This window comes from Mucilaginibacter endophyticus, assembly GCF_003351025.1.
GTDB lineage: Bacteria > Bacteroidota > Bacteroidia > Sphingobacteriales > Sphingobacteriaceae > Mucilaginibacter > Mucilaginibacter endophyticus.
The window spans coordinates 111,182-133,786 of the sequence record NZ_QPCG01000001.1 but is presented as its reverse complement, the minus strand read 5'-3'; the positions used below and the strand labels follow the sequence as shown (position 1 = coordinate 133,786).

Genomic DNA, 22,605 nt, shown 5'->3' with positions numbered 1-22,605 from the left:
ACAACTGCTTGCCTGAGCCTGCCGGACTAATATTTTGTATATTAAGCCGTTGAATATGACAAAATACATGTATATCTATAAATACCAGGACCTGGCTTCGGCCCTATACGAAGCCCTCATCCCCGACCCTTTTTACATAGAATTGTTACGCGATATTACCGGCAGCGAGCAGGAAAAGCAGGAAATATTGATGAGATACATGGATTATTCCATGACAGAAGCTGAAAAGTACGGCCGGTTAACCATTGCCGGAGATTCATCTTACGGTGCAGCCATTTGGAGTAAACCTTTAGACGAAGCTACAGATAACGAAAAAAGCCTGTTAAAGAAAGATTTTATAAAAACCTACATGGGCGAAGCATCGCTCAATGCATACCAAACCATTGTTTCGTTTATGAGCGAACAGCTTGACGTAACACTGCAGGATGCTTGGTATTTGTCAATTGCGGGGATCAAGCCCGATTACCAGGGCAAAGGACTGGGCGCTGGCCTGTTAACGGAAGTACTTAACGAAACAGACAAAAACAGGATACCGACCTTCCTCGAAACTTTCACCCCGCGTAACATCAGGTTTTATGAGCGGATGGGATATAAAACAACAAAGGAAGTGCTTGAGCCGCTTACCGGCTGCCCTTACTGGATCATGGTCAGGGAGCCGTTAGGCTGATTACGTAACTATAACTTCACAGGGAGTTAACAAAATTAGGAGCACTTTTACCGCCGTTTCATTCCGGTTGCTAAAAGCTTTTAACTCCCCGGAAACTCTACATACCTACCATGAAAAAGCAATTATCCTTAGCATTACTCGCCCTGTTTATTACAACAGGACAAATGATGGCACAAACTGCCAAACACGTTATCTTCGTAACCATCGACGGGTTTCGCCCGGATTTTTATCTTGACAGCGAATGGCAAACACCTAACCTTCACGCGCTGATGAAAGAGGGCGCTTACGCCAAAGGCGTGAACAGCGTGTTCCCATCTATGACCTATCCTTCGCATACTACCATAGTTACCGGCGTTCAACCCGCTAAGCACGATATATTTTACAACAACATATTTACTCCCGACGGAGCACCGCAACAGCCTTACTGGCAGGATAGCTCTATCCACGCGCCCACCATCTGGAAGGCGGCAAAAGATAAAGGCATGACCGTTGCCTCACTTTACTGGCCGGTATCTGTCAATGCTCCTGTCGATTATAACATTCCCGACATAGGTGGCCTGGGCGATGGCATCCGTGAGCAGTATTCTTTACCGCAGGGTTTTTATGCCGAAGTAAAAAAAGAAGTGTTTGGCGGCGTGGACAAGATTGATGCAGGAAAAAATCAGAACATTGCCAAAATTGCCGCGTACGTGATCAAAAAAAGCAAGCCCGAATTGATGACCATTCACGTATTTTCTGTTGATGGCGCCGAGCATGCCGAAGGACGTTCCGGGGCACGGGTACAGGAAGCCGTTGCTGACGCGGATGCTGCGGTGGGCATTATCATTGATGCTTTGAAATCTGCAGGTATATGGGAAAGCACCGTATTACTGATTGGTGGCGACCATGGTTTTTATGATGTAAAGAAAACGATTTCGCCTAATGTGTGGCTAAGAGAAGCCGGATTAATTACCGACCTGAAAACCGGCGACTGGAAAGCCCAATTTAATGCAGTTGGCGGATCTGCGTACCTGTACCTGAAAGATCCCTCTGATAAAGCTACAGCTAATAAAGTAAAAACAATACTGGAAGCACAGCCTGATAGCGTGAAACAATATTACCGCATCATAAGCAGGGAACAATTAAATAAAGGCGGCTATAACCCGAATGTAGCGTTTGCTATTACCGGAGAACATGACGCATCGTTCAGCGCTGCCAATACGGGCAATGCTGTAAAGCCTGGCAAAGGTGGCACACACGGCCATTTTCCCGACACCAAAAATATCCGTACCGGCCTTATTGCTTATGGCCCGGGCATTCGTAAAGGCGCTGTGATAGAAGAAATGAACCTGCGCGATATGACGCCGATTATGGTTAAACTCCTGGGTATTCCATTTCCAAAAGTGGATGGGAAAATTCCGGCAGGGTTGTTAAAGTAAGTGGTTGCGGAAAAAGTTAAAAGATACCTATACCTTAAAAAAAATGTCATTTCGATAGAGCACGGGCAGAATGAGCGTTGGGGCGAAAGAGAAATCTTATACATCATGTCAGCGAAATATGCAGGGCGTATAAGATTTCTCCTTTCCCCTTGCGCACAATTGCCACCGCGGGGTTCGTTCGAAATGACATCGCGTTTTAGTGATTAGCCACCCTGCATAGTTGGGGATTGCTTCGTACCTCGCAATGACGTGACTTTATTATATGCTTACGTTTTCTTACTTAAGCAACCTCAACAGGCAATACCTTCGACCTGCCGCGAACCTGTTTTTTCTTTTTCTTGCTCGTACGATTAAGCCACATCATTACACCGGTTACCGGGAAAATGAGTGAAACCAGGGTGATCAAAAAGGCTAAAACCTGGGTAGGCCAGCCATAAATAGAACCTGTATGAATGGGTTTGATAACCCCTCTAATGCGCTGGCCAAGGCTTTTATCAGTATATAAAGCTGAGCCTGCTATTTTGCCGCTGTATTGATCAATATAATAAGTATCCGTAGCAAGTTCAACTGAACCTTTTTTGAGCACATTAAAAGTGTAAACCGATGTGGTATCCTTTGGATAACGGATAGTGAAATTTTCGGCATCGGTTATTTTACTACCTAAAGCGCCAATAGCAGCTTCAGGTGAAATAGCAGTAACGCCCGACTGATAGACTGAAAGCGGGGTTTTGATATCTTCTTTGGCAACAACTTTTGAATTGGTAAGGAAAAACAAAGTACTGTTTGCCCATTTAAAGGTCATGACCAAGCCGGAGGCCGAAATGATGATCAAAAATATAGAAGTATAAAAACCGGTAACGATATGCAGATCGTGTGTTAAACGCTTTCCGCTGCCGCCCCATTTTATTTTAAGACGCTGCTTCATAATAACCTTGGTTTTAGGCCACCAAAGTATTACACCGGTTATCAAAATCACCAGGAAAAACAAGGTTGAGAGACTAATCACCCAATCGCCCAGGCTATTTTTGCCGCCCAGTAAATAGCGGTGAAACATCTCTACCGAATACAGAAAAGTTTGCCTGCGGTTAAACTGATCAACTACTTGTCCGGTATATGGGTTTACAAATGCGGTAAGATTCGAGCGTTCCGCATCTTTTAGCTTAGTATCCTTTTTGGTATGCGTGCCAGCATGTTTCTCAGTCTTAGGAACACCAGCCGCTTTCTTATCCTTCTTTTCAGGTACAATAAGGGCCACCTCTACAGTACGCTCAGGATCCTCATAAACAGTGACAGTTGCCAGTTTTGATTTGGGAATCTGCTTTAAAACGCCTGCAGTCAGCGCAGATATCGGCAGCCTTTTATCCTGGGGTTTTACAAAATACCGCTGCGGATTAAGTGCCTGCTGAATTTCCTTTTCAAAAACCAGCATGGTACCGGTTAAGCACGAGCAAAAAATGATTACTCCTGCCGCAAGGCTTAAGTAGAGGTGGATGGTGCGGAAAAATACTTTCATCAGTTTTTATAAGCATAAAAACCGGGCATGTTCCCATGCCCGGTTAAATTCAATTAATTAGAATCGATAACTTAATGTAGTTAAGAACTGTCTTGGCGGTATAGGGTTAATACTATAGTTTTCGTGCACATTGTAATTAAGCACGTTGCCAATATTTGAGATCTTACCAATAATCGAGATCTTTTTATAAGTATAACCTACCGAAGCATCAACCGTGGTAAAGCCCGATACATTAACTAACCTCGATATAGTTTGGGTTTGACCTACTGTATTGGCATTACCCGCAACACGATCTCCCAGGTAGTAAACAGATGCGCCTACTTTAAAGCCTTTTAAATCGCCGTTATAAAAGGTATAAAATACGCTGGTGTTGGCGGTATGCTTTGGTGTATTTAATAATGGCTGTCCTGCAATGTTGCTGCCAACTGCAGTACCTGTTTTAGTGTATTTGGCATTGATATAGCTATAACCTGCCAATACATCCAAACCTTTTACCGGGTGACCGGCGATATCAAGCTCCACACCATCGCTTCTTGTTTCACCACTTAGTACTTTAATGTTGGTGTTGATGTTAGGTGTAACCCCATCAGCAGCAAATGGTGCTGTTTGGGCCAGGTTATTATTTTTAATACGGTAGGCTGTTACGTTTACTGACAGGTTACCGTTCAGGAAATCATTTTTAACACCAACTTCATACTGGTCGATCATTGAAGGATCGAGCGGCTTGTTAGTTATATCAGTACCGGTATTGGTTACAAATGAATTAGAGTAGCTTGCAAACAGGGCGGTATTAGCTATTGGCTTATAAACTACGCCCACACGCGGTGAAAATGCTTTATCTTCTTTACCGGCCGCCTGAGTTGCGGTAGCAAGTGTATTATAATTGCTAACTGATGTAGGTGATACATATTGATATGACCAACGGATACCGGCAAGTACTTTAACTTTTTCAGATAAACTGATCAGGTCATTGGCATAAGCGCCAAAACGATTGGTCGGCGTCAAAATGCTATAAAACGGATTCATCTGTGGTTTATCAGTGCGAAGCGTGTATTTATCAAGGTCAAAGATGTTGATCTTGTCATAAATTGCGTTTTGTGGCGCATTATTTTGATCAAGATAGCTTGATACTTTATTTACAGTAGCAACATAGGTATAAGCATTATTACGATACCAATCGGCATCAACACCGGCTAAAATATTGTGTTTTATAGCACCTGTGTTAAACTGGCCGGTAATATTGAATTGTCCTGTATAATAATCTTCAAGCGTTTTAGCCCTGTTTAGGGTACGGCCCCAATCGCCATTGGCATCTGGCAATACACGCTCGGTTGTTTGGTATTGGCGGTTAAAATGCTGGTATGAAAAACCACCGCTTAACTGCCAAAGGCTATTGAGCTGATGGTTAATAGTTGCAGTAGCTGTAGTTTGTTTGGTATTACCGGTTGACCATGAGGCACCCAAATACCTGTTACGCGGAACTTTGGCAATGACATTGTTGATTTGTCCGGTTCCGAAATCGGGGGTAAAATCATAGTTAAGATAATCGCCCTCAACAATCAAAGTTGTTTTATCGCTTATTTTATACAGGAATGACGGGTTAATATATTCCCTTTCTGATTTTACGTTATCGCGGTAGCTTTTAGCATTTTCATAAGTACCGTTTACTCGATAAGCTAATTTGGAAGATATAGGACCGTAAACATCAAACGATGGGCGGTAAAGATCATAGCTACCATAGGTCATGGATACCTGGCCGCCCCGCTCAAACAAAGGCTTTTTGGTTACCATATTCAGGATACCTCCGGGTGCAACGTTTCCGTATAGTAATGCAGCGCTACCTTTCAATACTTCTACACGCTCCAGTGAGCTGATCTCAGGCACAACGCCAGAGTTAACCCTGAAACCGTTTTTGAACATGTTGTTGCTTCCGAAGTTGTAACCGCGGGCGCCAAAAGTTTCCTGGGTATTACCACGGCTGCTATACAGGTATACGCCGTTAACGTTTTTAATAACATCGCTCAAACGTAATGACTGTTGCTGATCAAGCACATCGCGGCCTATTACGGTAACGCTTTGAGGCAGATCCATTGGCGATACGTTCATTTTGCCGATGTTTAGTTTTTTACGGTTGATGGTTTTGGTTGATGAAACCACAACCTCATCTAACTGGGCCGAACTTTCATTAAGTTTAAAAGATACCACAGTAGTTTTATTTGCGGTAACTGTTACGGTTTGTTCTTCGGTTTTGGTGCCTACATATGAAGTAACCAGGATATAAGTGCCAGGTTTAACGTTATGAAAGGCAAACGATCCGTTATCGGTTGTGGTAGTACTTTTGTTTAATCCTTTAATGGCAACATTTACAAATGAAGCCGGTTTATCATCGCTGGTTTTAACAACACCGGTTATTTTGCCGTTATTGCCTTCGTCTTCAGCTTTCAGGATCGATACATTTAAAAACAGGAATAAAATTAAAAAAGGGATTGTGCGCAGGGAGTAGTAAAGGTTATTTAACATTCTATTTAGATTAAGTCTAATTAAGCGCAAAAATATAAAAAGACTTCCTCTCTGCAAGTTTTATTTATAATTAGTTTAAATAACCGTAAATGCAAAAAGGCTGCACTGTTGATGATCGTGCAGCCTTCTGTTGAATAAATAACTTATTAATTGAAAACTATTTTATCCGGTCCGGATACTTTAGAGATATGACAATTACAGCCACCCGAAATTTTAAATGTGGCGGTCTTGGTGATATTGGTTACTACGTCAGTTGCAGTAAGTTCCACATCATCGCCTTCAGTCGAAAATTCACTTTTATTATTATCAGTAGCAATAGTAAATAAGTTAGGACCGATAGATGGCACAACAGCGCCACCGTTACCTTTGGCAATTATAGCCTCGTGAGTTCGTAAATTTATCACAGTTACATTTTTCCCTGGTGTAGGCAGGCCATCTTTGGTAACAAAGTGCACGGTTATTGAAGCAAATTCCTGCGTGCAGACCTGGCTTGGGCAGCCCGCTTGCTGGTTATGTTTTTTACAGCCTGATAAGACTGCCGCTACCATAAAAAAGATAATGTATTTGTACATGGTTATAGGTTTAACTAATAACCTTTACGGCGCTATGGTGTAAAACGTAACAGCCCCATGTAAATACATGAGGCTGTTACGCTTACATTGCAGTATTTTATTCAATAACCCTAACCTTTAAATAGCTCGGGTTTGTTTTTGAAGTATAAACCTTATGCGTGGCTTTTTTAAAGTCTGTATCTTTTGCTTTCATGATATCCTGAAACTGCTGCGTGTTCCTGTCGATAAGCGGGAACCAGGTGCTTTGTACCTGCACCATGATTTTGTGGCCTTTTTTGAAAGTGTGCAGCACATCCTGCAGCTCAAAGTTTACCGGCGTTATTTTACCGGGCACAAAAGGCTCAGGTTTATCAAAACCATTACGAAATTTACCGCGCATAGCTTCGCTGCGTACCATTTGCTGATAACCGCTCAGGTAAACATCTTTACCAGCCCATTTGGTATTTTTGGTAGAGTCAGGATAAACGTCAATCACCTTAACTACCCAGTCGGCATCGGTACCTGTAGTTGAAACTTTAAGATTAGCCCAGATATTACCTGCAATAGTTACATCCTTATCTAACAAACCGGTTTCATAAGTGAGCACATCCGGACGCTGTGATGCAAACCGCTGATCAGCAGTCATGTATTCGCGCTTCATATCCATATCAATACTGTTGATAAACGGCACTGGTTTATTAGGATCAGATACAAATTCGTCATGACTATCGGCTACAATAGTTGGTGCGGTAAATGATAATTTGCCACCCGGCAGCAGGTACAGGTTTTTCTCGGTAGCTTCTTTTGGCGGCCAGGTGTTATAAGTTCTCCACTCGTTAACACCGGTTTCAAAGGTTGATACCGGCTTCAGGTCGAAATCAGCAGAGCCTTTTAAATAATGACTAAAGAAGTTGAACTCAATTTTTTCACGGTAAAACGGACCGGTAGAACCGCCAAAGCCAACATCGCCCAGATGATCGCCTTCGCCACGCGCCCAGCCGCCGTGTACCCAAGGCCCCATGGCAAAGTAAACCGGGGTTTTAGGATTTTCTTTTACCAATGTTTTATAGGTATTGATGGCGCCGTATAAATCTTCGGCATCATACCAGCCACCGGTTACCAATACCGCAGTTTTGATGTCATGCAGATGATAAAGCACGTTACGATCTTTCCAATGCTGATCATAATTAGGGTGATCAAGCATTTCGTTCCACAGGCGAATGGTATCCTTATAATATTTAACATTTGAGTTTCTCATCGAACCCATCTTCATAAAAAAGTCATAGCCATCTTCAGTACCGGCATCAAAGCCTTTGCCGCGACGCTGGGTTGGTTTATCATCCTGTCTGTTGGTAAAGCCAGGATAAAAACCAAAGTTGGCAACCAGCATAAACGCGCCATTATGGAACGCGTCATCACGGTACAAATCGGCAATCGGGGCCTGCGGTGACGCTGCCACTAAAGCCGGGTGACGGCTTAACAAAGCAGTTGTAGTATAAAAACCCGGATACGAAATACCCCATACCCCTACTTTACCATTATTGTTCGGGATGTTTTTCAGCAACCAGTCGATAGTATCATAGGTATCTGTACCCTCATCAACATCTTTATTGGTTTTATGATCTTCCTTTTCAGGAGTCATTTCTTCGTAGATACCCTCACTCATCCAGCGGCCACGTACATCCTGGTAAACAAAAATATAACCATCGTGTGCAAACAGAGGCGATGGGCCAAGGCTGCCTTTATACAATTCTGTGCCGTAAGGCGCAACACTGTATGGGGTCCTGTCCATCATGAAGGGGTATTTTTTCGATTGATCTTTTGGCACATATACCGAGGTAAATAGTTTTTTACCGTCCCTCATCGGGATCTGGTATTCGTATTTCTGGTAATTGGCTTTGATATAATCGGCATCGGGCCCTTTGGGCTGAGCGTAAATACCTAATGCGGAAAGCAAAAGGCAAAAAGCGAGCAGTAAAGTTTTCTTCATAAATTTTTTGTCAGTCAATCAAATGTAGCCGAATAAAATAAAAAGGACAACAGGCGATACCCTAATTTAATAAAAGCCGCTTTTTTGTTACAGAATAAAGGTTTTTGTTAAAGTTAAAAATAAGTGTAAAAAATACTTTTATTAACTATGGTTGAATTTTTATAAAATAATAATTAAAACCTGTAGGCAATTTCCCCCGTTTAATGGTCTATACACTTGAACCGATATAACACCAACGCGGGGACCTAAAACGCGGCGGTAACCTAAATATTTTAAACAGCTTTTTTAAGAGATAGTAAATCCCTATGGCCGTGCTATGGGCTGACGTTACGCGAACCAAAATGCTAAAACAATTTATCTTTTATAAACAATTTAACAAACACAACAATTATGAGAACAAACCTTAATCTGCCCTTTGCAAAAACGTTAACCGCCTTATTCGGTATTGTAATGCTTATCACATCCGCCTGTAAAAAGGAAAAAGCCGCGCTACCAACCGACGCAGCCGGTGGCTCTTCAAAACTAAGCACCAATGCCATTGGTGTAGCCGGGCCAAAAGGTGTTTGCTATGTGGAAGTTAACAACAACGACATTCGTAATGTGGGCAACTACACCCTGTCAACCGGGCAGCAGCTTTTTGATATCGCTATCATATTCGCTGCCAATATCAATTATGATACAGGTACTCAAAAGGCAGTTTTGTACTTTAATCCGCAGGTAACCAATGTGCTTAACAACAAAGCCACTTACATTCAAAGCTTACAGGCTAAAGGTATTAAAGTACTATTGTCTATTTTGGGAAACCACCAGGGGGCAGGTATTTCCAATTTTCCAACTCAGGCCGCCGCAAATGATTTCGCTCAGCAACTAAGCAACGCGGTTACTACCTACGGTCTTGATGGTATCGACTTTGACGATGAATATGCCGATTACGGCACCAATGGTACCGGGCAGCCAAATGCAAGCTCATTTGTTTATTTGGTTACCGCGCTTCGCAACCTGATGCCTACCAAAATAATTTCCTTTTATTACTATGGCCCGGCAGCTTCACGTTTAAGCTATAATGGTGTAACTGTTGGCTCGCAGGTAAACTATAGCTGGAACGCCATTTATGGTACCTACTCAGTTCCAAACGTTCCGGGATTAACTGCCGCCAACCTTGGCCCTGCCGCTATTGACATTCAAAGCACCAGCTCATCAACTGCCGCATCACTGGCTACACAAACAGTTAATAATAACTATGGTATTTACCTGTATTACAACCTTCCTAATGCCGACTCGCACACTTACCTGTCAAGCGTATCAAACGCACTGTACGGCAAGCCTACAGTATATACAGGAACAAGTACTACAGGCGTAACTTTTTACCAGGACATCAATTACGGGGGCACAGTTACAAGCGCCATACCTAAAGGTACCTATACCCTTGCCCAACTTCAGGCCTATGGCTTTGTAGATAACTGGGCTTCATCGATGAAAATACCAACCGGCTGGACAGTAACGATGTATTCGAACGATAATTCGACTGGTACTTCATGGACACGGACCGCAAATACACCTAATTTCACCACACTATCGCCTAACGCTAATGATGTGGTAACTTCTGTTAAAATTCAATAATTGGAGGCGGACCAAAAGCCAGTGCTGTAGTCTTAGACTACAGGCATAGTCATCCGAAGTCAGAGACTTCGAATAGCGATTAGCCGTTCATATAATAAAAGGGCTTTTTCTATCTAAAAACGCCCTTTTATTATATGCTTTTCATTAAAAAATAATCGCCTAAGGTATCTCTACCTTCTTCCACAACTTGCCATCCCAAAGCCCGGTAGAATTGTAATGCTGCCTCATTTTTAACAAGGCATTTTAAACTGAGCGGCGATGGATAAGTTTGAGCTGCCAAAACCAGCAGGGCCTTGCCAACGCCTTTTCCCCTATGAGCAGCATCAACATATAAATGATGAATAAAAGCATCAGGTGACCAAACAGCCATAAAGCCTGCTATTTCATCATCGCACTCGGCTATCCATATATCTTCGTCCTTGGTATGGGCATCAAAATCGTTTAATGTAAATAAGGCACTATCCGCCCAATGAAAAACCTGGATCCGGCAAAGCAAGTAGATTTCTCTAAGCTTATCACGATCTGCTTCATTAAATAGCCGGATATGTAAATTATTTGATTTCAATACCAGCGAAAATACTATTTATAATTATCGAAGATCGAAACGCTTTGCTTCTTTAATAAACCTACAACATATCAAATTATCAAAAAAACTATATATTGTTTTTCCGCAATTCATCTGCCGCGTAGTTTGCGGCCCGTGCTGTGAGGGCCATGAAAGTTAGCGAAGGGTTTTGAGTCCCGGTAGATGTCATACAGGCGCCATCGGTTACAAACACATTCGGGCATGCATGCAGCTGGTTCCATTTGTTTAGCAATGATGTCCGCGGATCGGCTCCCATCCTTATCCCCCCTATCTCGTGAATATCCAGCCCAGGGGCCTGTTTACTATCATTAGGAGCTATATTTTTACAACCGGCCTTGTCAAGCATCTCAGCTCCCTGCTGCAAAAAATCGTTCATGGATTTCACATCGTTATCGTCATAATCTACCGAAACGGATAATAATGGTATCCCCCATTCATCCTTTTGGTCTTTACTCAGGCTCACCCTATTCGCAGCTTTGGGAATAGTTTCGCCCTGCATCATCATGTATATGTTCCAGCCTCCGGGTTCGGCGATATTTTCTTTATAGTTTGCTCCAATCTGATCGCCGTCAACCGCGTGGCCCCAGCTACTTCTTGTGGCGGTATAAAACGTCATATACCCCCTTAAAAAGTCGGTTTCCTGTTTATAAACGTTTCTGAAATTGGGCATCATAACCGCGGCAGGCCTTCTGCCATAATAATAGGTATCCAGGTATCCGTCGATAGTTGCTGTTAATGATCCTCGGTAATTATGAAAGGCGATATACCTGCCCAGCAAATCATTATCATTTCCCAATCCGTTTGGAAACCTGGATGATTTTGAGTTCAGTAAAATAAGATTGGAATTTAAGGTAGCAGCATTTACAAAAATGATGCGAGCATAATATTCGGTTGCTACTTTGGTATGTGCATCTATCACCCTTACGCCGGTTGCCTTTCCCTTTTGTTCATCATATATAATGGAATGCACAACAGAATCAGGTCGGAGTGTAAGATTACCGGTTTTTGCAGCCCATGGCAAGGTTGAAGAGTTAGAGCTAAAATATCCGCCAAACGGACAACCGCGCTCACATAAACTCCGGGCCTGGCATTGACCCCGGCCTTGTTGTAAGTGAATGGGCTGCGGCTTGGTTAAATGGGCGCATCTTCCGATAACAACATGCCGGTCTTTATACGCGTCCATGATCCTTTTTTGAATATGTTTTTCAACCACATTCATTTCCCATGGTGGTAAAAACTCTCCGTCGGGCAGTGTTTCCAAGCCATCCTTGTTGCCGGCAATACCTGCAAATAGCTCTACATGGCTATACCATGGTGCAATATCCTGGTAACTAACAGGCCAGGCAGTAGCAAATCCGTCCCTTGCCGGACCTTCAAAATCAAACTTGCTCCAACGTTGGGTTTGCCTGGCCCACAGCAATGATTTCCCGCCCACCTGGTACCCTCTGATCCAGTCGAAGGGTTTTTCCTGAACATATGGATGCTCTTTATCTTTAACAAAGAAATGAGTTGTGGCCTCGCTAAAAGCATAACATTTTCCGGCTATTGGGTTTTCGCTTTTTATCGCCTCAGGTAAGTGGCCGCGATGAGGGAAATCCCAGGGATTTTTAGTAGCTGTTGGATAGTCCTTTAAATGCGTAACATTCCGGCCACGTTCCAGCACCAGCGTTTTTAACCCTTTTTCGCAAAGCTCCTTAGCAGCCCATCCACCACTAATACCCGACCCGATAACGATAGCATCAAAAGTATGCTGAGCCGTCCCTCCGGAGTTAATGTTGACCATACTTTATAATTGGTTAAGACAATATTGAAAAACTCAATTTGAAGTTAAATAATTATAAAGAATAAGTTGATGACCTGTAAACAAAAAAAGCTCCGGTGACGGAGCCTTTTTTGTTCGTTTTAGTATGTATTAGTCGTTTATTGCTTTTACACCAGGCAATTCTTTGCCTTCCATGTACTCCAATAAAGCACCACCACCGGTTGACACGTAGCTTACCTCATCGGTCATGCCAAATTTAGCAACCGCAGCGGCAGAGTCACCACCACCAATTAATGAGAAAGCACCGTTTTCAGTAGCTTTAGCTACGGCTTCGGCAATGGCTTTAGTACCGCCTAAAAATTTCTCCATTTCAAAAACCCCCATCGGGCCGTTCCATAAAATGGTTTTTGATTCTTCAACTACCTTGCTGAATAAAGCAACAGTTTCAGGACCGATATCAAGGCCCATCCAGTTATCTTTTATTTCGCCGGTTTTAGCAATATCTGTGTTGGCGTCATTTGAAAAAGCATCGGCGATGATATTATCTAAAGGCAACAACAGGTTCACACCTTTGTCTTTAGCTTTTTGCCTTAAGCTTAATGCAAGGTCAAGTTTATCCATCTCAACCAATGAAGTACCTATGTTTCCACCATCAGCTTTAGCAAAGGTATAAGCCATACCACCACCAATGATCAGGTTATCAACTTTATCAAGCAAACGCTCAATCAGTTCAATTTTATCAGATACTTTTGAACCACCCATAATAGCAGTGAAAGGCTTAGGTGCGTTGTTCAGGATCTTTTCGGCATTGTTCAGCTCAGCGGCCATCAGGTAACCGAAGTATTTAGCCTCAGGGAAAAACTGAGCAATGATGGCAGTTGAAGCGTGAGCGCGGTGAGCAGTGCCGAACGCGTCATTTACGTATATATCACCTAATTTTGATAATTTTTCGGCAAAGGCAACATCACCTTTTTCTTCTTCTTTATAAAAACGAAGGTTTTCTAACAATAAAACCTCGCCGTTACCAAGTGCTTTTGATTTTTCAACAGCCTGCTCGCCGATGCAATCATCAGCAAACTGAACCTGCTGACCAAGCAGATCTGACAAATGAGATACGATATGCTTTAAAGAATATTTATCAGTAGGACCATCTTTCGGTCTGCCAAGGTGCGACATCAGGATAACTTTACCACCATCTTTTAATATCTTTTTAATGGTTGGCAAAGCTGCCGTCATACGGTTATCGTCGGTAATATTGAAATTCTCGTCAAGAGGCACGTTAAAATCAACCCTGATGAGGGCTTTTTTGCCGGCAAAACTAATTTGATCTATTGTTTTCATATCTATTAAAGGGTCATTTGTTATGAACGGGCGCAAATTGAGCATTTTAATTCAAAATACTTAACTAAAATGGAAAAAAGCTGTTTCATTCCGCCGAAATTTCATCTTATTTTAACATACATTACATGATGAGGCCCTATACCCGGCACCTCAAATTCGGGCGAAACAATCTCAAAACCAAGGTCACTATAAAAGCGGATAGCATTTTTACGAGCGTTGCACCACAGGTAATCTGCCTTTTGCCCGCGCAGGTATACCAGGGCAAAGTTAACCAGCTGGTTGCCGAAACCTTTTCCTCTGTATTTTTCAATGGTTGCCATACCACGCAATTGGTAACCCATACCATTAAATTCACCATAGCTTTGGGGATGAAAAGAAGCCACACATGCCAGCTCATCATCAACAAAATAACCAAGGTGAAAATTGCCTTCAGTATTATCTGACGGAAAACGGCATTCATCAAGGGTAAGTCTGCCCTCACGCAGCACTTCGTTGCGTACATGAAGCAACTCATCAACTTTAATAAACCTGACCATAGCCGCAAAATTGGCAAAATTCCCCGAATGGGGAATTTTTATCCCATAAAAATAATAACTGCAGGTTAACATTTCGCTGCTTCGCCCACTAACACCAACCTTCAATTAAAAGGATTTGCTTATTACTTACTATTAAACAAATCAGGAGTAAGGCATAGTTGTTGCCTCTGATGAGGAAAAAACTAACAATAAAAATGAAAAAATATATTACCTACATTTTCCTTATCACCGTTTTCGCAAGCTGCAAAAAAACTGATATAGTGCCCGAAGTAGCAAAAGGTGCTACGAGTATAAATACAGGCACCAATACCGGCTCAGACTCAGGTACAAACACCGGTTCAAATACAGACGCAAGTGTTCCGGCAGCAGGCGCTGTAAAACTTGATATAGCCGACCAAATAGTAAATACCAAAGTAACCGACGATATCCTTTATTTAAATTACACCGAAACCGTTAATTTGGTCCTAAACTCTGATGATTATCAAAAATCATCGGCAGTACATTTCAAAGAGGATTTTTCAAAATCGGGTTTGGCCAATTTTAACTTCACTACAATTAATAAAGACAACCAGGTAGCAACCAACTATCTTGACGACAACCTTAATAACGTAGCTATTAAGTCGGCATCAACCTCAACTGTAAATGGTAAAAAGCTTACCAAGCTGGTATTAGAAAGGGTAATAGTATTTTCGAAAGCCTATAAACAACATGACCTTGCTATTGAAGCTCAAAATGATATTCTGAAACAAGCTACTGACGTGATTGGCTTTTCTTCATATTATTATATGAACGGCAAAAACACCGACGCCACATCTACAACCGCTAAAGTAGTTTACAATAAATAATTGCCTACAGCCGGCTTAGGCCGGCTGCTTTTTTAGTTCGGCTATCTGAACTACCAGATCGGCCAATCGGCTGCTGTAGCCCATTTCATTATCATACCAGCCAACAACTTTTACAAGCCCTCCTACTATAGAAGTTAGTTGCGCATCAAAAATGCAGCTATGCGGATTATCCAGTATATCTGTTGATACAATAGGATCTTCGGTATATTCCAACACATTTTTCATTGGCCCATCGGCCGCCTGTTTAAAAGCCCCGTTAATTTCGTTTATGGTAGGCTGCTTTTTAAGGCTGCAGGTAAAATCTGTTAAAGAGCCGTTAAGCACCGGTACACGAATGCCGGCACCACCCAGCCGTCCATCTAAGTGCGGAAATATAGCTGTTATGGCTTTGGCAGCACCTGTGGTTGTAGGTATGATAGAAGCAGATGCGGCCCTTGCCCGCCTCAAGTCTTTATGCGGCGCGTCATGCAGGTTCTGATCACCGGTCATGGAATGCACAGTCGTAATATAACCATCAATAATACCCCAGTTTTCGTCCAGTATTTTCACCATCGCGGCAACATTGTTGGTTGTACATGAAGCGTTTGACAATATCGGCGACTGAAGGTCAACCTGCCCGTCATTCACTGCAAGCACAACAGTGGGTACATTTTTATCTGTTGAAGGGGCAGATATGATAACCTGCCGAGCCCCGGCGATTAAATGGGCCTCGGCGCCTTTTCTCGAAGTAAATTTACCGGTTGATTCGATAACAAGATCGATATCCAGCGCTTTCCAGGGTAGGTTAAGCGGGTCCCGTTCGGCAAGTACCTGTATATGGCTACCGTTAATGATAAGGCCGTTATCATCAGCGTTCACCTCGCCTTTGAATCCGCGGTGAACAGAATCGTACTTAAATAAATGGGCAAGAGTTTGCGTGTCGGTAAGGTCATTTATAGCAACCACCTGTATTTCAGGGTGCGATAGAATGTTCCTTAAAAATATGCGGCCAATGCGGCCAAACCCGTTTATAGCTATCTTCATTGCAAAGTATTATAGTGCAACAAAGTTAATGAAGATGGATGGTTAATTTCCTTGGTTTGTATGATTACTACCTGCAGGTTACAATTGATTGTCAATCGCCAAAATTGCGGAACATCAGGAACCCGCGTCTTTTTAAACGGATAAAATAGGTGATCGCCCAGTTAAAGGATAGCGATAATAAAAATATCAATACAATAAGCAAGGAGTTATTTAAACCATTGAAAATTAACACCATTACTATCGAAACAAGGTTCAGGCACGCTAAAACCATAGTGGTTTGCAAATGTGTTAAACCTATTTTCAATATGCGGTGATGGATATGGTTCCTGTCGGCATCAAACGGCGATTTTCCGTTTAAGATACGGATAGTAAAAACCCTGAGGGTGTCAAAAACAGGGCCTATAAGTATAGCAACAATTAAGGCCGGAGCGGTATATATAAAAGGTAATTTAACTGTTGAGGTTTTACTTAGCTCAATAAACTTAATAGCCATTACCGCCGTTACCAGGCCAATAAGCAAAGCCCCGGTATCACCCATAAATATTTTAGCGGGTGTAATATTAAAACGTAAAAAACCAAGTACCGCCCCCACCATAGCAAGTGAAATTGCTGCCAGCTCGTACTGTTGCATATAAATAAACAGCGCAGCAAAAGTACTGTTGGCAATAATGCCGGTTGTTGCAGCCAGTCCGTCAATACCGTCAATAAGGTTAAATGAATTGATGACAAGCATAATAACCAATATTGATAATATAACACTCGGAATATACGGCAGCGCAAAAATATCAAATACGCCATACATGCTGCTGATCCGGATATCTCCGGGAATAACCAATATAGCGGCAACTACAAACTGGATCAAGAACTTTGTACTGGAATTAACTCCCGATAGGTCATCCTTTAATCCCATGGCAAACAAAATGATACAAGCGGTTAGCAGGTAACTAACCGGCAGCGCTTTATCAATGATGCTGAACAGTAAAGCGGTAATGGTAAAACTCACAAAAATAGCCACACCACCCAAACGCGGAATACCCTGATCATGCTGTTTCCTGAAATGGCCAACATCATCATACAAATGGCGGGCACGCGCAACATGTAAAATTGAGGGTATACATAGTAGTGTTACCAGTGTTGAAAATACGACTATGAGCACATTATAAACAAAATGATAAGAGCGTAGAAATTCAAGCATATGCTATAAATGTGTTTTAGTGACCGGTCTATTCATTTAGGGGTTTACAACGCATTTATACGGAGATGGCCGTAAAAGGTTAACTAATGATTAAAATAATTGAGATTTTTCCAGTAACAACTTTAATACTGTAGCTAAATGGTAAAGCACACCGTCCGGGCAATGCTTTCAAAGCAATAATCAGCCCTCAACATGAATCATTAAATTCTTATTACCTAACCCGCCACCTGCATTCCTTTATGAATTTGTTAACAAAGCATATTGCCATCATACCACTTTTAATATTATTCCCTGCAAAATTATAGCGCTTAGCCTGTATATTTGGACTAAATGTACGATAAGCTTACCGGCGCAGATGCTAAAAACTGACCTTTCAATCTATAATAACTATCCTTATAATCCCGGCGGCAATGCTTTAAAACGTATTTTATGGTATTATTTTAATGCTGTATTTTTTAAAACCAGCATTATACCTTCAAGCGCATTTAAGGTATTTTGCCTGAAACTGTTTGGAGCACGGATAGGTAAGCACGTTACTATTAAACCTTGCGTAAATATCAAATATCCGTGGAACCTCCGTATAGGCGATGAAACCTGGGTTGGCGAAAACGTATGGATAGATAGCCTGGTGCTGATTGATATCGGGGCAAATGTGTGCTTGTCGCAGGGGGCGATATTGTTGACCGGCAGCCACAATTACAAAAGAAAATCCTTTGACTTGATAACCAAAGGCATAATTTTGGAGGATGGTGTGTGGATCTGTGCCGGGGCCATGGTAAACCCGGGCATAACAGCGGCATCGCACGCGGTACTTACCAGTGGCTCCATCGCCACAAACAATCTTGACGCGTACGGTATTTACCAGGGTAACCCCGCGATAAAGATCCGGACACGCGAAATCAGTTAACTATACATCATCTGCTTAAAATAACTATATGCTGAAACAAAAACTACAAGCCCACCAAATCATTCTATTGGTTGTCAGCGGGATTGTTTTCATTATGGGCGTCATGCTGATCATCGCCCCGGCAGCCATCTACCCTGACCCAAGCAAAGGCTTCCAGGTAATGCGCTCGATGGAACTGGGCTCAGCTTTTAATATCAGTGTAAAACCCAACCAAAACGATATCAGCAAAAACACATCTGAATTTTTGGCATGGTGGTCGCCGGGGCAATACCTGGTACCTTATTTTTTTAAGCTGATTTTTGGTGTTAATACCGGGCGTGCTTCCTCTATCGTAACCCTGTTATTTTCGCTATCTGGAATTTTTGGTTTTTACTGCTTCTTTAAAAAGGCGGGTTTTACGCCTATAATATCGGCCTTAAGCGTGCTGTTCATATTTATCCAGGTATCGTTTTTTACACCTTATGTATTTTATAACGGAGGCGAGGTATTGCTTTTAGGGTATACAGGCTGGTTTTTATACGGATGCGTAGCCTTTGAAAAAATCAGCTGGAAAATGGCGGTATTCCTGTTTGCTGCAGGGATCATCGGCTTTATTTGTAAATCATCGTTTTTATGGATGCTGGCCGCCGCCTGTTGCTTTTTATGGATCAGGTTTTCTATAGGAACAAAAGACATTGTTACCTGGATAAAAAACGGCATCTGGATAGGTATCCCCGCGGTACTTTCATTGCTCACAATAAATCACTTTTATCTTTCTAAAGGTGGAAACCCATCAACAGTACATGGGAGCATCAAGCTGGCCTGGGAAACTTTTGGCTTTCCGCTGGCATCGCCAATATTAACAGCCTTTTCTATAGATGATTTAACCAATGGCCTGCTGTTTCATGACGATACGCCTATATTCTCCTACGTTTGGGGTGTAATAATTGTATTGGTTTGTGCTTTATTAAGCATTTTATTGATCAGGTTTGTTGTGAAAAAGGTGCCGTACAAACACTACGCACTGCTATTAACAGTGTTTTATGGTGTGGCGGTGCTATTTTTTGGGCAATCATTCCTGAGGCAGGCCAATATCTCATACGAGGCAAGGCACTTAAGATTAATAGGACTTATTGCAGCTCCGGGCATCATTTACCTGGTAAGCGAACTGCAAAGAGGCTTCAAATACCTATTTTATTTTGTATGCTTTGTAATAGCCTATTCAAGCTATAAATATTTTGTACCAGGCTATTTTCAAAACAAAAATATCAGCGCGAGAGGATATTCAGGAATAGCACAGCTTTTTATTGATCAGCCATCGTTAAATTATATCCGCAACCTGGATAAACAAAACACCAATGCCATTTTTGTATTTAACAGCCCTGACCTTAGCCTGGAGATTGAACATAACCGTACCATAACGGTTGAAGATATTGGCCCCGAAGTAGCAATTGATTATGATGATTATGTATATAAAGGCCACGCCGGCCCGCTATACATCGTTTTGCCATCCAATTATCTCGGCCCCAAATCAACCATTATGCGCAAATGCTTTCCGGGATATAAGGGCTTTAAAATGACGATGCTGAGTAACGATTATATTTTGTGGGAAGCTAAATAACGCTGGCATTGATCTCTTTCCAAAGGAGGTCTTTTAGCTGATCGATATTTTTCTGGGCCACAGATGATATAAATACAAAGGGGATGCCATCAGGGATCTCCTTTTTCATTTCGGCCTGCAGTTCATCATCAAGCATATCGGTTTTGGTTACAGCCAGCACACGGGGCTTGTGCATTAGTTCGGGGTTGTATTCTTCCAATTCGCGCAGTAATATGTCATACTCTTCTTTGATGCTACGTGATGTATCGGCAGGTACCATAAACAACAATACCGAGTTACGTTCGATATGTCTTAAAAACCGAAGTCCTAAACCTTTTCCCTGCGATGCACCTTCTATAATGCCCGGGATATCAGCCATTACAAATGAGCGCCCACCACGGTATGATACGATACCCAAATTAGGCACCAGCGTGGTGAAAGCATAATCGGCAATCTCAGGCTTAGCGGCTGATACTACCGAAAGCAGGGTTGATTTACCCGCGTTAGGAAAACCTACCAAACCAACATCGGCCAGTACCTTCAATTCAAGAATATTCCAGTCTTCACGGCCCTCTTCGCCGGGTTGGGCAAAGCGGGGGGTTTGTAGTGTTGATGTTTTAAAATGCCAGTTACCTAAACCACCACGACCGCCGGGAGTAAGAATTTTGGTTTCGCCGTCTTGAGTTATCTCAAAAAGCACTTCGCCGGTTTCCGCATTTTTCACGGTTGTACCAAGGGGCACTTCCAGTATCTCGTCGCGACCGGTTTTGCCCGAACGTAATGAGCTACCTCCCGAATCGCCATCACCTGCAATTACGTGTTTACGATATTTAAGGTGGAGCATAGTCCATAGCTGGGCGTTACCTTTAACAATAACATGGCCGCCCCTGCCGCCGTCACCGCCATCAGGACCACCTTTTGAAGTTAATATATCACGGTGCAAATGGGCAGAACCGGCACCTCCGTGGCCCGAGCGGCAACAGATTTTTACATAATCAACAAAATTTGAACCCTGAGACATAATTTTTGATTTAGACGGAAAGTCCGAAAGTCAGTAAAGTCCGCAAAATTAAGAATTTTTAACGTTCCTAACTTGCGGACTTTACTGACTTTCGGTCTTAAGACTTTAAGACTATTTTTTATATGATTCGTTTACATCAACAATTTCAGCGAAGATCTCATTAACCGAGCCCACACCGTTTATACTTGTAAACTTATCTTGTTGTTGATAAAAACCAGCTACAGGAGCAGTTTTATCATTGTATTCTTTAATACGTTTGCGGATCACTTCGGGGTTGGCATCATCCGGACGACCAGATTCTTTACCACGCTCCAACAGGCGGCGCTCCAATTCATCATCACCAACTTCAAGCGCTATCATGCCCGAAATTGCTGATTCTTTTGATTCCAGTAACTGATCTAAAGCTTCGGCCTGCGCAACTGTACGCGGGAAACCATCAAAAATAAAACCTTTAGCGTCTTTGTTAGCGTCAAGCTTATTGCTGATCATGCCAATAACTACAGCATCCGGAACAAGTTTTCCGTCGTCCATCAGTTTTTTGGCTTCCAAACCCAACTCAGTACCTTGTGCAATTTCGCCACGTAACAAATCTCCAGTTGAAAGGTGGATCAAATCGTATTTTTCAATAAGTTTTTTCGACTGAGTACCTTTCCCGGCTCCGGGAGGGCCAAACAAAACCAGATTTAGCATGCTCTTGATAAATTAAAAGCCTTTCGGTAATACAACAGAAAGGCTTACAGTTAATTTGCACCTGCGGTGGAAAAATCCCGGGCTGCAGGCTTTGTTGTGCACTCGAAGGGAGTCGAACCCCTAACCTTCTGATCCGTAGTCAGATGCTCTATCCAATTGAGCTACGAGTGCCTGTTCCGAAATGGAATGCAAAGATAGGTTTTAAAACTTTCGTTGCAAATTTTTATTTAAAATTATTTCACAATTTCTGCAATAGCTTCAAAGTCAGGCAGCTGTCCGGCATCCTCAAGAACCTCGGCGTAAATGATATTCTGTTCTTCGTCAATTACAAAGGCTGCGCGCTTGGCTACTCCTTTAAGTCCCATAACAAATTGGTCGTAAATGGCGCCGTAAGCAGTAGATACATCTTTGTTAAAATCAGAAAGCAGATCGAACTGATAATTGTTCTCTTCTTTAAACTTAGCCAGGGTAAAAGGCGAATCAACAGAGATACCCAATATAGTAGCGTTTAAACCATCATAATAGCCAAAGCTATCGCGCATGGTACAAAGCTGCGTAGTACAAACACCTGTAAAAGCTAAAGGAAAAAAATGGATAACTACTTTGCGGCCTTTAAAATCGGCCAGTGAAACACTTTTTAATGCTGATGAAATTAAAATAAACTGAGGGGCCGGCTGGCCAATTTGTAATGACATACTATTTGCTTGTTTGTGACAAAAAAAGGAAAATAAAACGAGTTAAGTAAACTCATGTTCTTTTTTAACATTAAGATGTTTAAATGCCTGCCTACTTTATATAAAGCCTGATTAAACAATCTTAAAACTAAATAATTAGTTAATTG

At 42.2% G+C, this 22,605-nt stretch carries 19 protein-coding genes and 1 tRNA gene; 6 read left to right on the top strand and 14 right to left on the bottom strand.

What is annotated here, in order from left to right; translation table 11 throughout:
* Nucleotides 1-55 precede the first annotated feature (55 nt).
* On the top strand, nt 56-667 hold the full coding sequence (locus tag DUL71_RS00570) for a GNAT family N-acetyltransferase (protein WP_114936286.1): 612 nt from the start codon (nt 56-58) through the stop codon (nt 665-667).
* Nucleotides 668-777: 110 nt separating this feature from the next.
* A complete protein-coding gene (locus tag DUL71_RS00565; protein WP_114936285.1) occupies nt 778-2,085 on the top strand; it encodes an alkaline phosphatase family protein in 1,308 nt (435 codons plus the stop codon).
* A gap of 280 nt (nt 2,086-2,365) precedes the next feature.
* Here the strand turns inward: DUL71_RS00565 and DUL71_RS00560 are convergent, their stop codons facing one another.
* From DUL71_RS00560 to DUL71_RS00545, 4 genes are all read right to left on the bottom strand, one after another.
* Nucleotides 2,366-3,598 (bottom strand): PepSY-associated TM helix domain-containing protein, encoded by a 1,233-nt coding sequence (locus DUL71_RS00560; protein ID WP_114936284.1) that lies wholly within the window; start codon nt 3,596-3,598, stop codon nt 2,366-2,368.
* A 57-nt stretch (nt 3,599-3,655) separates the two neighbouring features.
* A complete protein-coding gene (locus tag DUL71_RS00555; RefSeq protein ID WP_114936283.1) occupies nt 3,656-6,118 on the bottom strand; it encodes a TonB-dependent receptor in 2,463 nt (820 codons plus the stop codon).
* A 146-nt stretch (nt 6,119-6,264) separates the two neighbouring features.
* Nucleotides 6,265-6,690, bottom strand: a complete 426-nt coding sequence (locus DUL71_RS00550; protein ID WP_114936282.1) for a hypothetical protein — start codon at nt 6,688-6,690, stop codon at nt 6,265-6,267.
* Between the two features lie 97 nt (nt 6,691-6,787).
* Nucleotides 6,788-8,659, bottom strand: a complete 1,872-nt coding sequence (locus DUL71_RS00545) for a CocE/NonD family hydrolase (RefSeq protein WP_114936281.1) — start codon at nt 8,657-8,659, stop codon at nt 6,788-6,790.
* Between the two features lie 390 nt (nt 8,660-9,049).
* Here DUL71_RS00545 and DUL71_RS00540 point away from each other — a divergent pair, with 390 nt between their 5' ends.
* Entirely contained in the window at nt 9,050-10,279 is a 1,230-nt protein-coding gene (locus tag DUL71_RS00540) for an endo-beta-N-acetylglucosaminidase H (RefSeq protein WP_208645461.1), read from the top strand.
* Nucleotides 10,280-10,409: 130 nt separating this feature from the next.
* Here the strand turns inward: DUL71_RS00540 and DUL71_RS00535 are convergent, their stop codons facing one another.
* The 4 genes from DUL71_RS00535 to DUL71_RS00520 form a co-directional block, all read right to left on the bottom strand.
* Nucleotides 10,410-10,844: a GNAT family N-acetyltransferase gene (locus DUL71_RS00535; RefSeq protein WP_161964351.1), complete on the bottom strand. Its 435-nt coding sequence runs from the start codon at nt 10,842-10,844 to the stop codon at nt 10,410-10,412.
* Nucleotides 10,845-10,932: 88 nt separating this feature from the next.
* Nucleotides 10,933-12,648 carry a GMC oxidoreductase gene (locus DUL71_RS00530; protein WP_114936279.1) on the bottom strand — a complete coding sequence of 572 codons (1,716 nt, stop codon included), beginning with the start codon at nt 12,646-12,648 and terminating at the stop codon, nt 10,933-10,935.
* A 129-nt stretch (nt 12,649-12,777) separates the two neighbouring features.
* Nucleotides 12,778-13,968, bottom strand: coding sequence for a phosphoglycerate kinase (locus DUL71_RS00525; protein WP_112575040.1), 1,191 nt, complete (start codon nt 13,966-13,968; stop codon nt 12,778-12,780).
* A gap of 101 nt (nt 13,969-14,069) precedes the next feature.
* Nucleotides 14,070-14,504, bottom strand: coding sequence for a GNAT family N-acetyltransferase (locus DUL71_RS00520; protein WP_114937422.1), 435 nt, complete (start codon nt 14,502-14,504; stop codon nt 14,070-14,072).
* 194 nt (nt 14,505-14,698) lie between these two features.
* Between DUL71_RS00520 and DUL71_RS00515 the strand changes: the two genes are divergently transcribed.
* Complete coding sequence (locus tag DUL71_RS00515; RefSeq protein WP_154402289.1) at nt 14,699-15,349, top strand: hypothetical protein; 651 nt, start codon at nt 14,699-14,701, stop codon at nt 15,347-15,349.
* Between the two features lie 15 nt (nt 15,350-15,364).
* Here DUL71_RS00515 and gap read toward each other — a convergent pair whose 3' ends face one another.
* Nucleotides 15,365-16,372: a type I glyceraldehyde-3-phosphate dehydrogenase gene (gene gap / locus DUL71_RS00510; protein WP_114936277.1), complete on the bottom strand. Its 1,008-nt coding sequence runs from the start codon at nt 16,370-16,372 to the stop codon at nt 15,365-15,367.
* Between the two features lie 91 nt (nt 16,373-16,463).
* Nucleotides 16,464-17,567: an MraY family glycosyltransferase gene (locus DUL71_RS00505; RefSeq protein WP_114936276.1), complete on the bottom strand. Its 1,104-nt coding sequence runs from the start codon at nt 17,565-17,567 to the stop codon at nt 16,464-16,466.
* Nucleotides 17,568-17,922: 355 nt separating this feature from the next.
* On the opposite strand from DUL71_RS00505, the gene DUL71_RS00500 reads away from it, so the two are divergent.
* Nucleotides 17,923-18,474, top strand: coding sequence for a WcaF family extracellular polysaccharide biosynthesis acetyltransferase (locus tag DUL71_RS00500; protein WP_114936275.1), 552 nt, complete (start codon nt 17,923-17,925; stop codon nt 18,472-18,474).
* A gap of 28 nt (nt 18,475-18,502) precedes the next feature.
* The gene (locus DUL71_RS00495; protein WP_114936274.1) at nt 18,503-20,074 is read left to right on the top strand and encodes a hypothetical protein; all 1,572 of its coding nucleotides are present in this window, start codon (nt 18,503-18,505) and stop codon (nt 20,072-20,074) included.
* Here the strand turns inward: DUL71_RS00495 and obgE are convergent.
* The 4 genes from obgE to DUL71_RS00475 form a co-directional block, all read right to left on the bottom strand.
* A complete protein-coding gene (obgE, locus tag DUL71_RS00490) occupies nt 20,067-21,074 on the bottom strand; it encodes a GTPase ObgE (RefSeq protein ID WP_112575031.1) in 1,008 nt (335 codons plus the stop codon). The genes DUL71_RS00495 and obgE overlap by 8 nt on opposite strands.
* Before the next feature lie 111 nt (nt 21,075-21,185).
* Nucleotides 21,186-21,764 (bottom strand): adenylate kinase, encoded by a 579-nt coding sequence (locus DUL71_RS00485; RefSeq protein WP_112573015.1) that lies wholly within the window; start codon nt 21,762-21,764, stop codon nt 21,186-21,188.
* A gap of 97 nt (nt 21,765-21,861) precedes the next feature.
* A tRNA-Arg gene (locus DUL71_RS00480) sits at nt 21,862-21,935 on the bottom strand.
* A 62-nt stretch (nt 21,936-21,997) separates the two neighbouring features.
* Nucleotides 21,998-22,459, bottom strand: a complete 462-nt coding sequence (locus DUL71_RS00475) for a redoxin domain-containing protein (protein WP_114936273.1) — start codon at nt 22,457-22,459, stop codon at nt 21,998-22,000.
* Nucleotides 22,460-22,605: the final 146 nt, after the last annotated feature.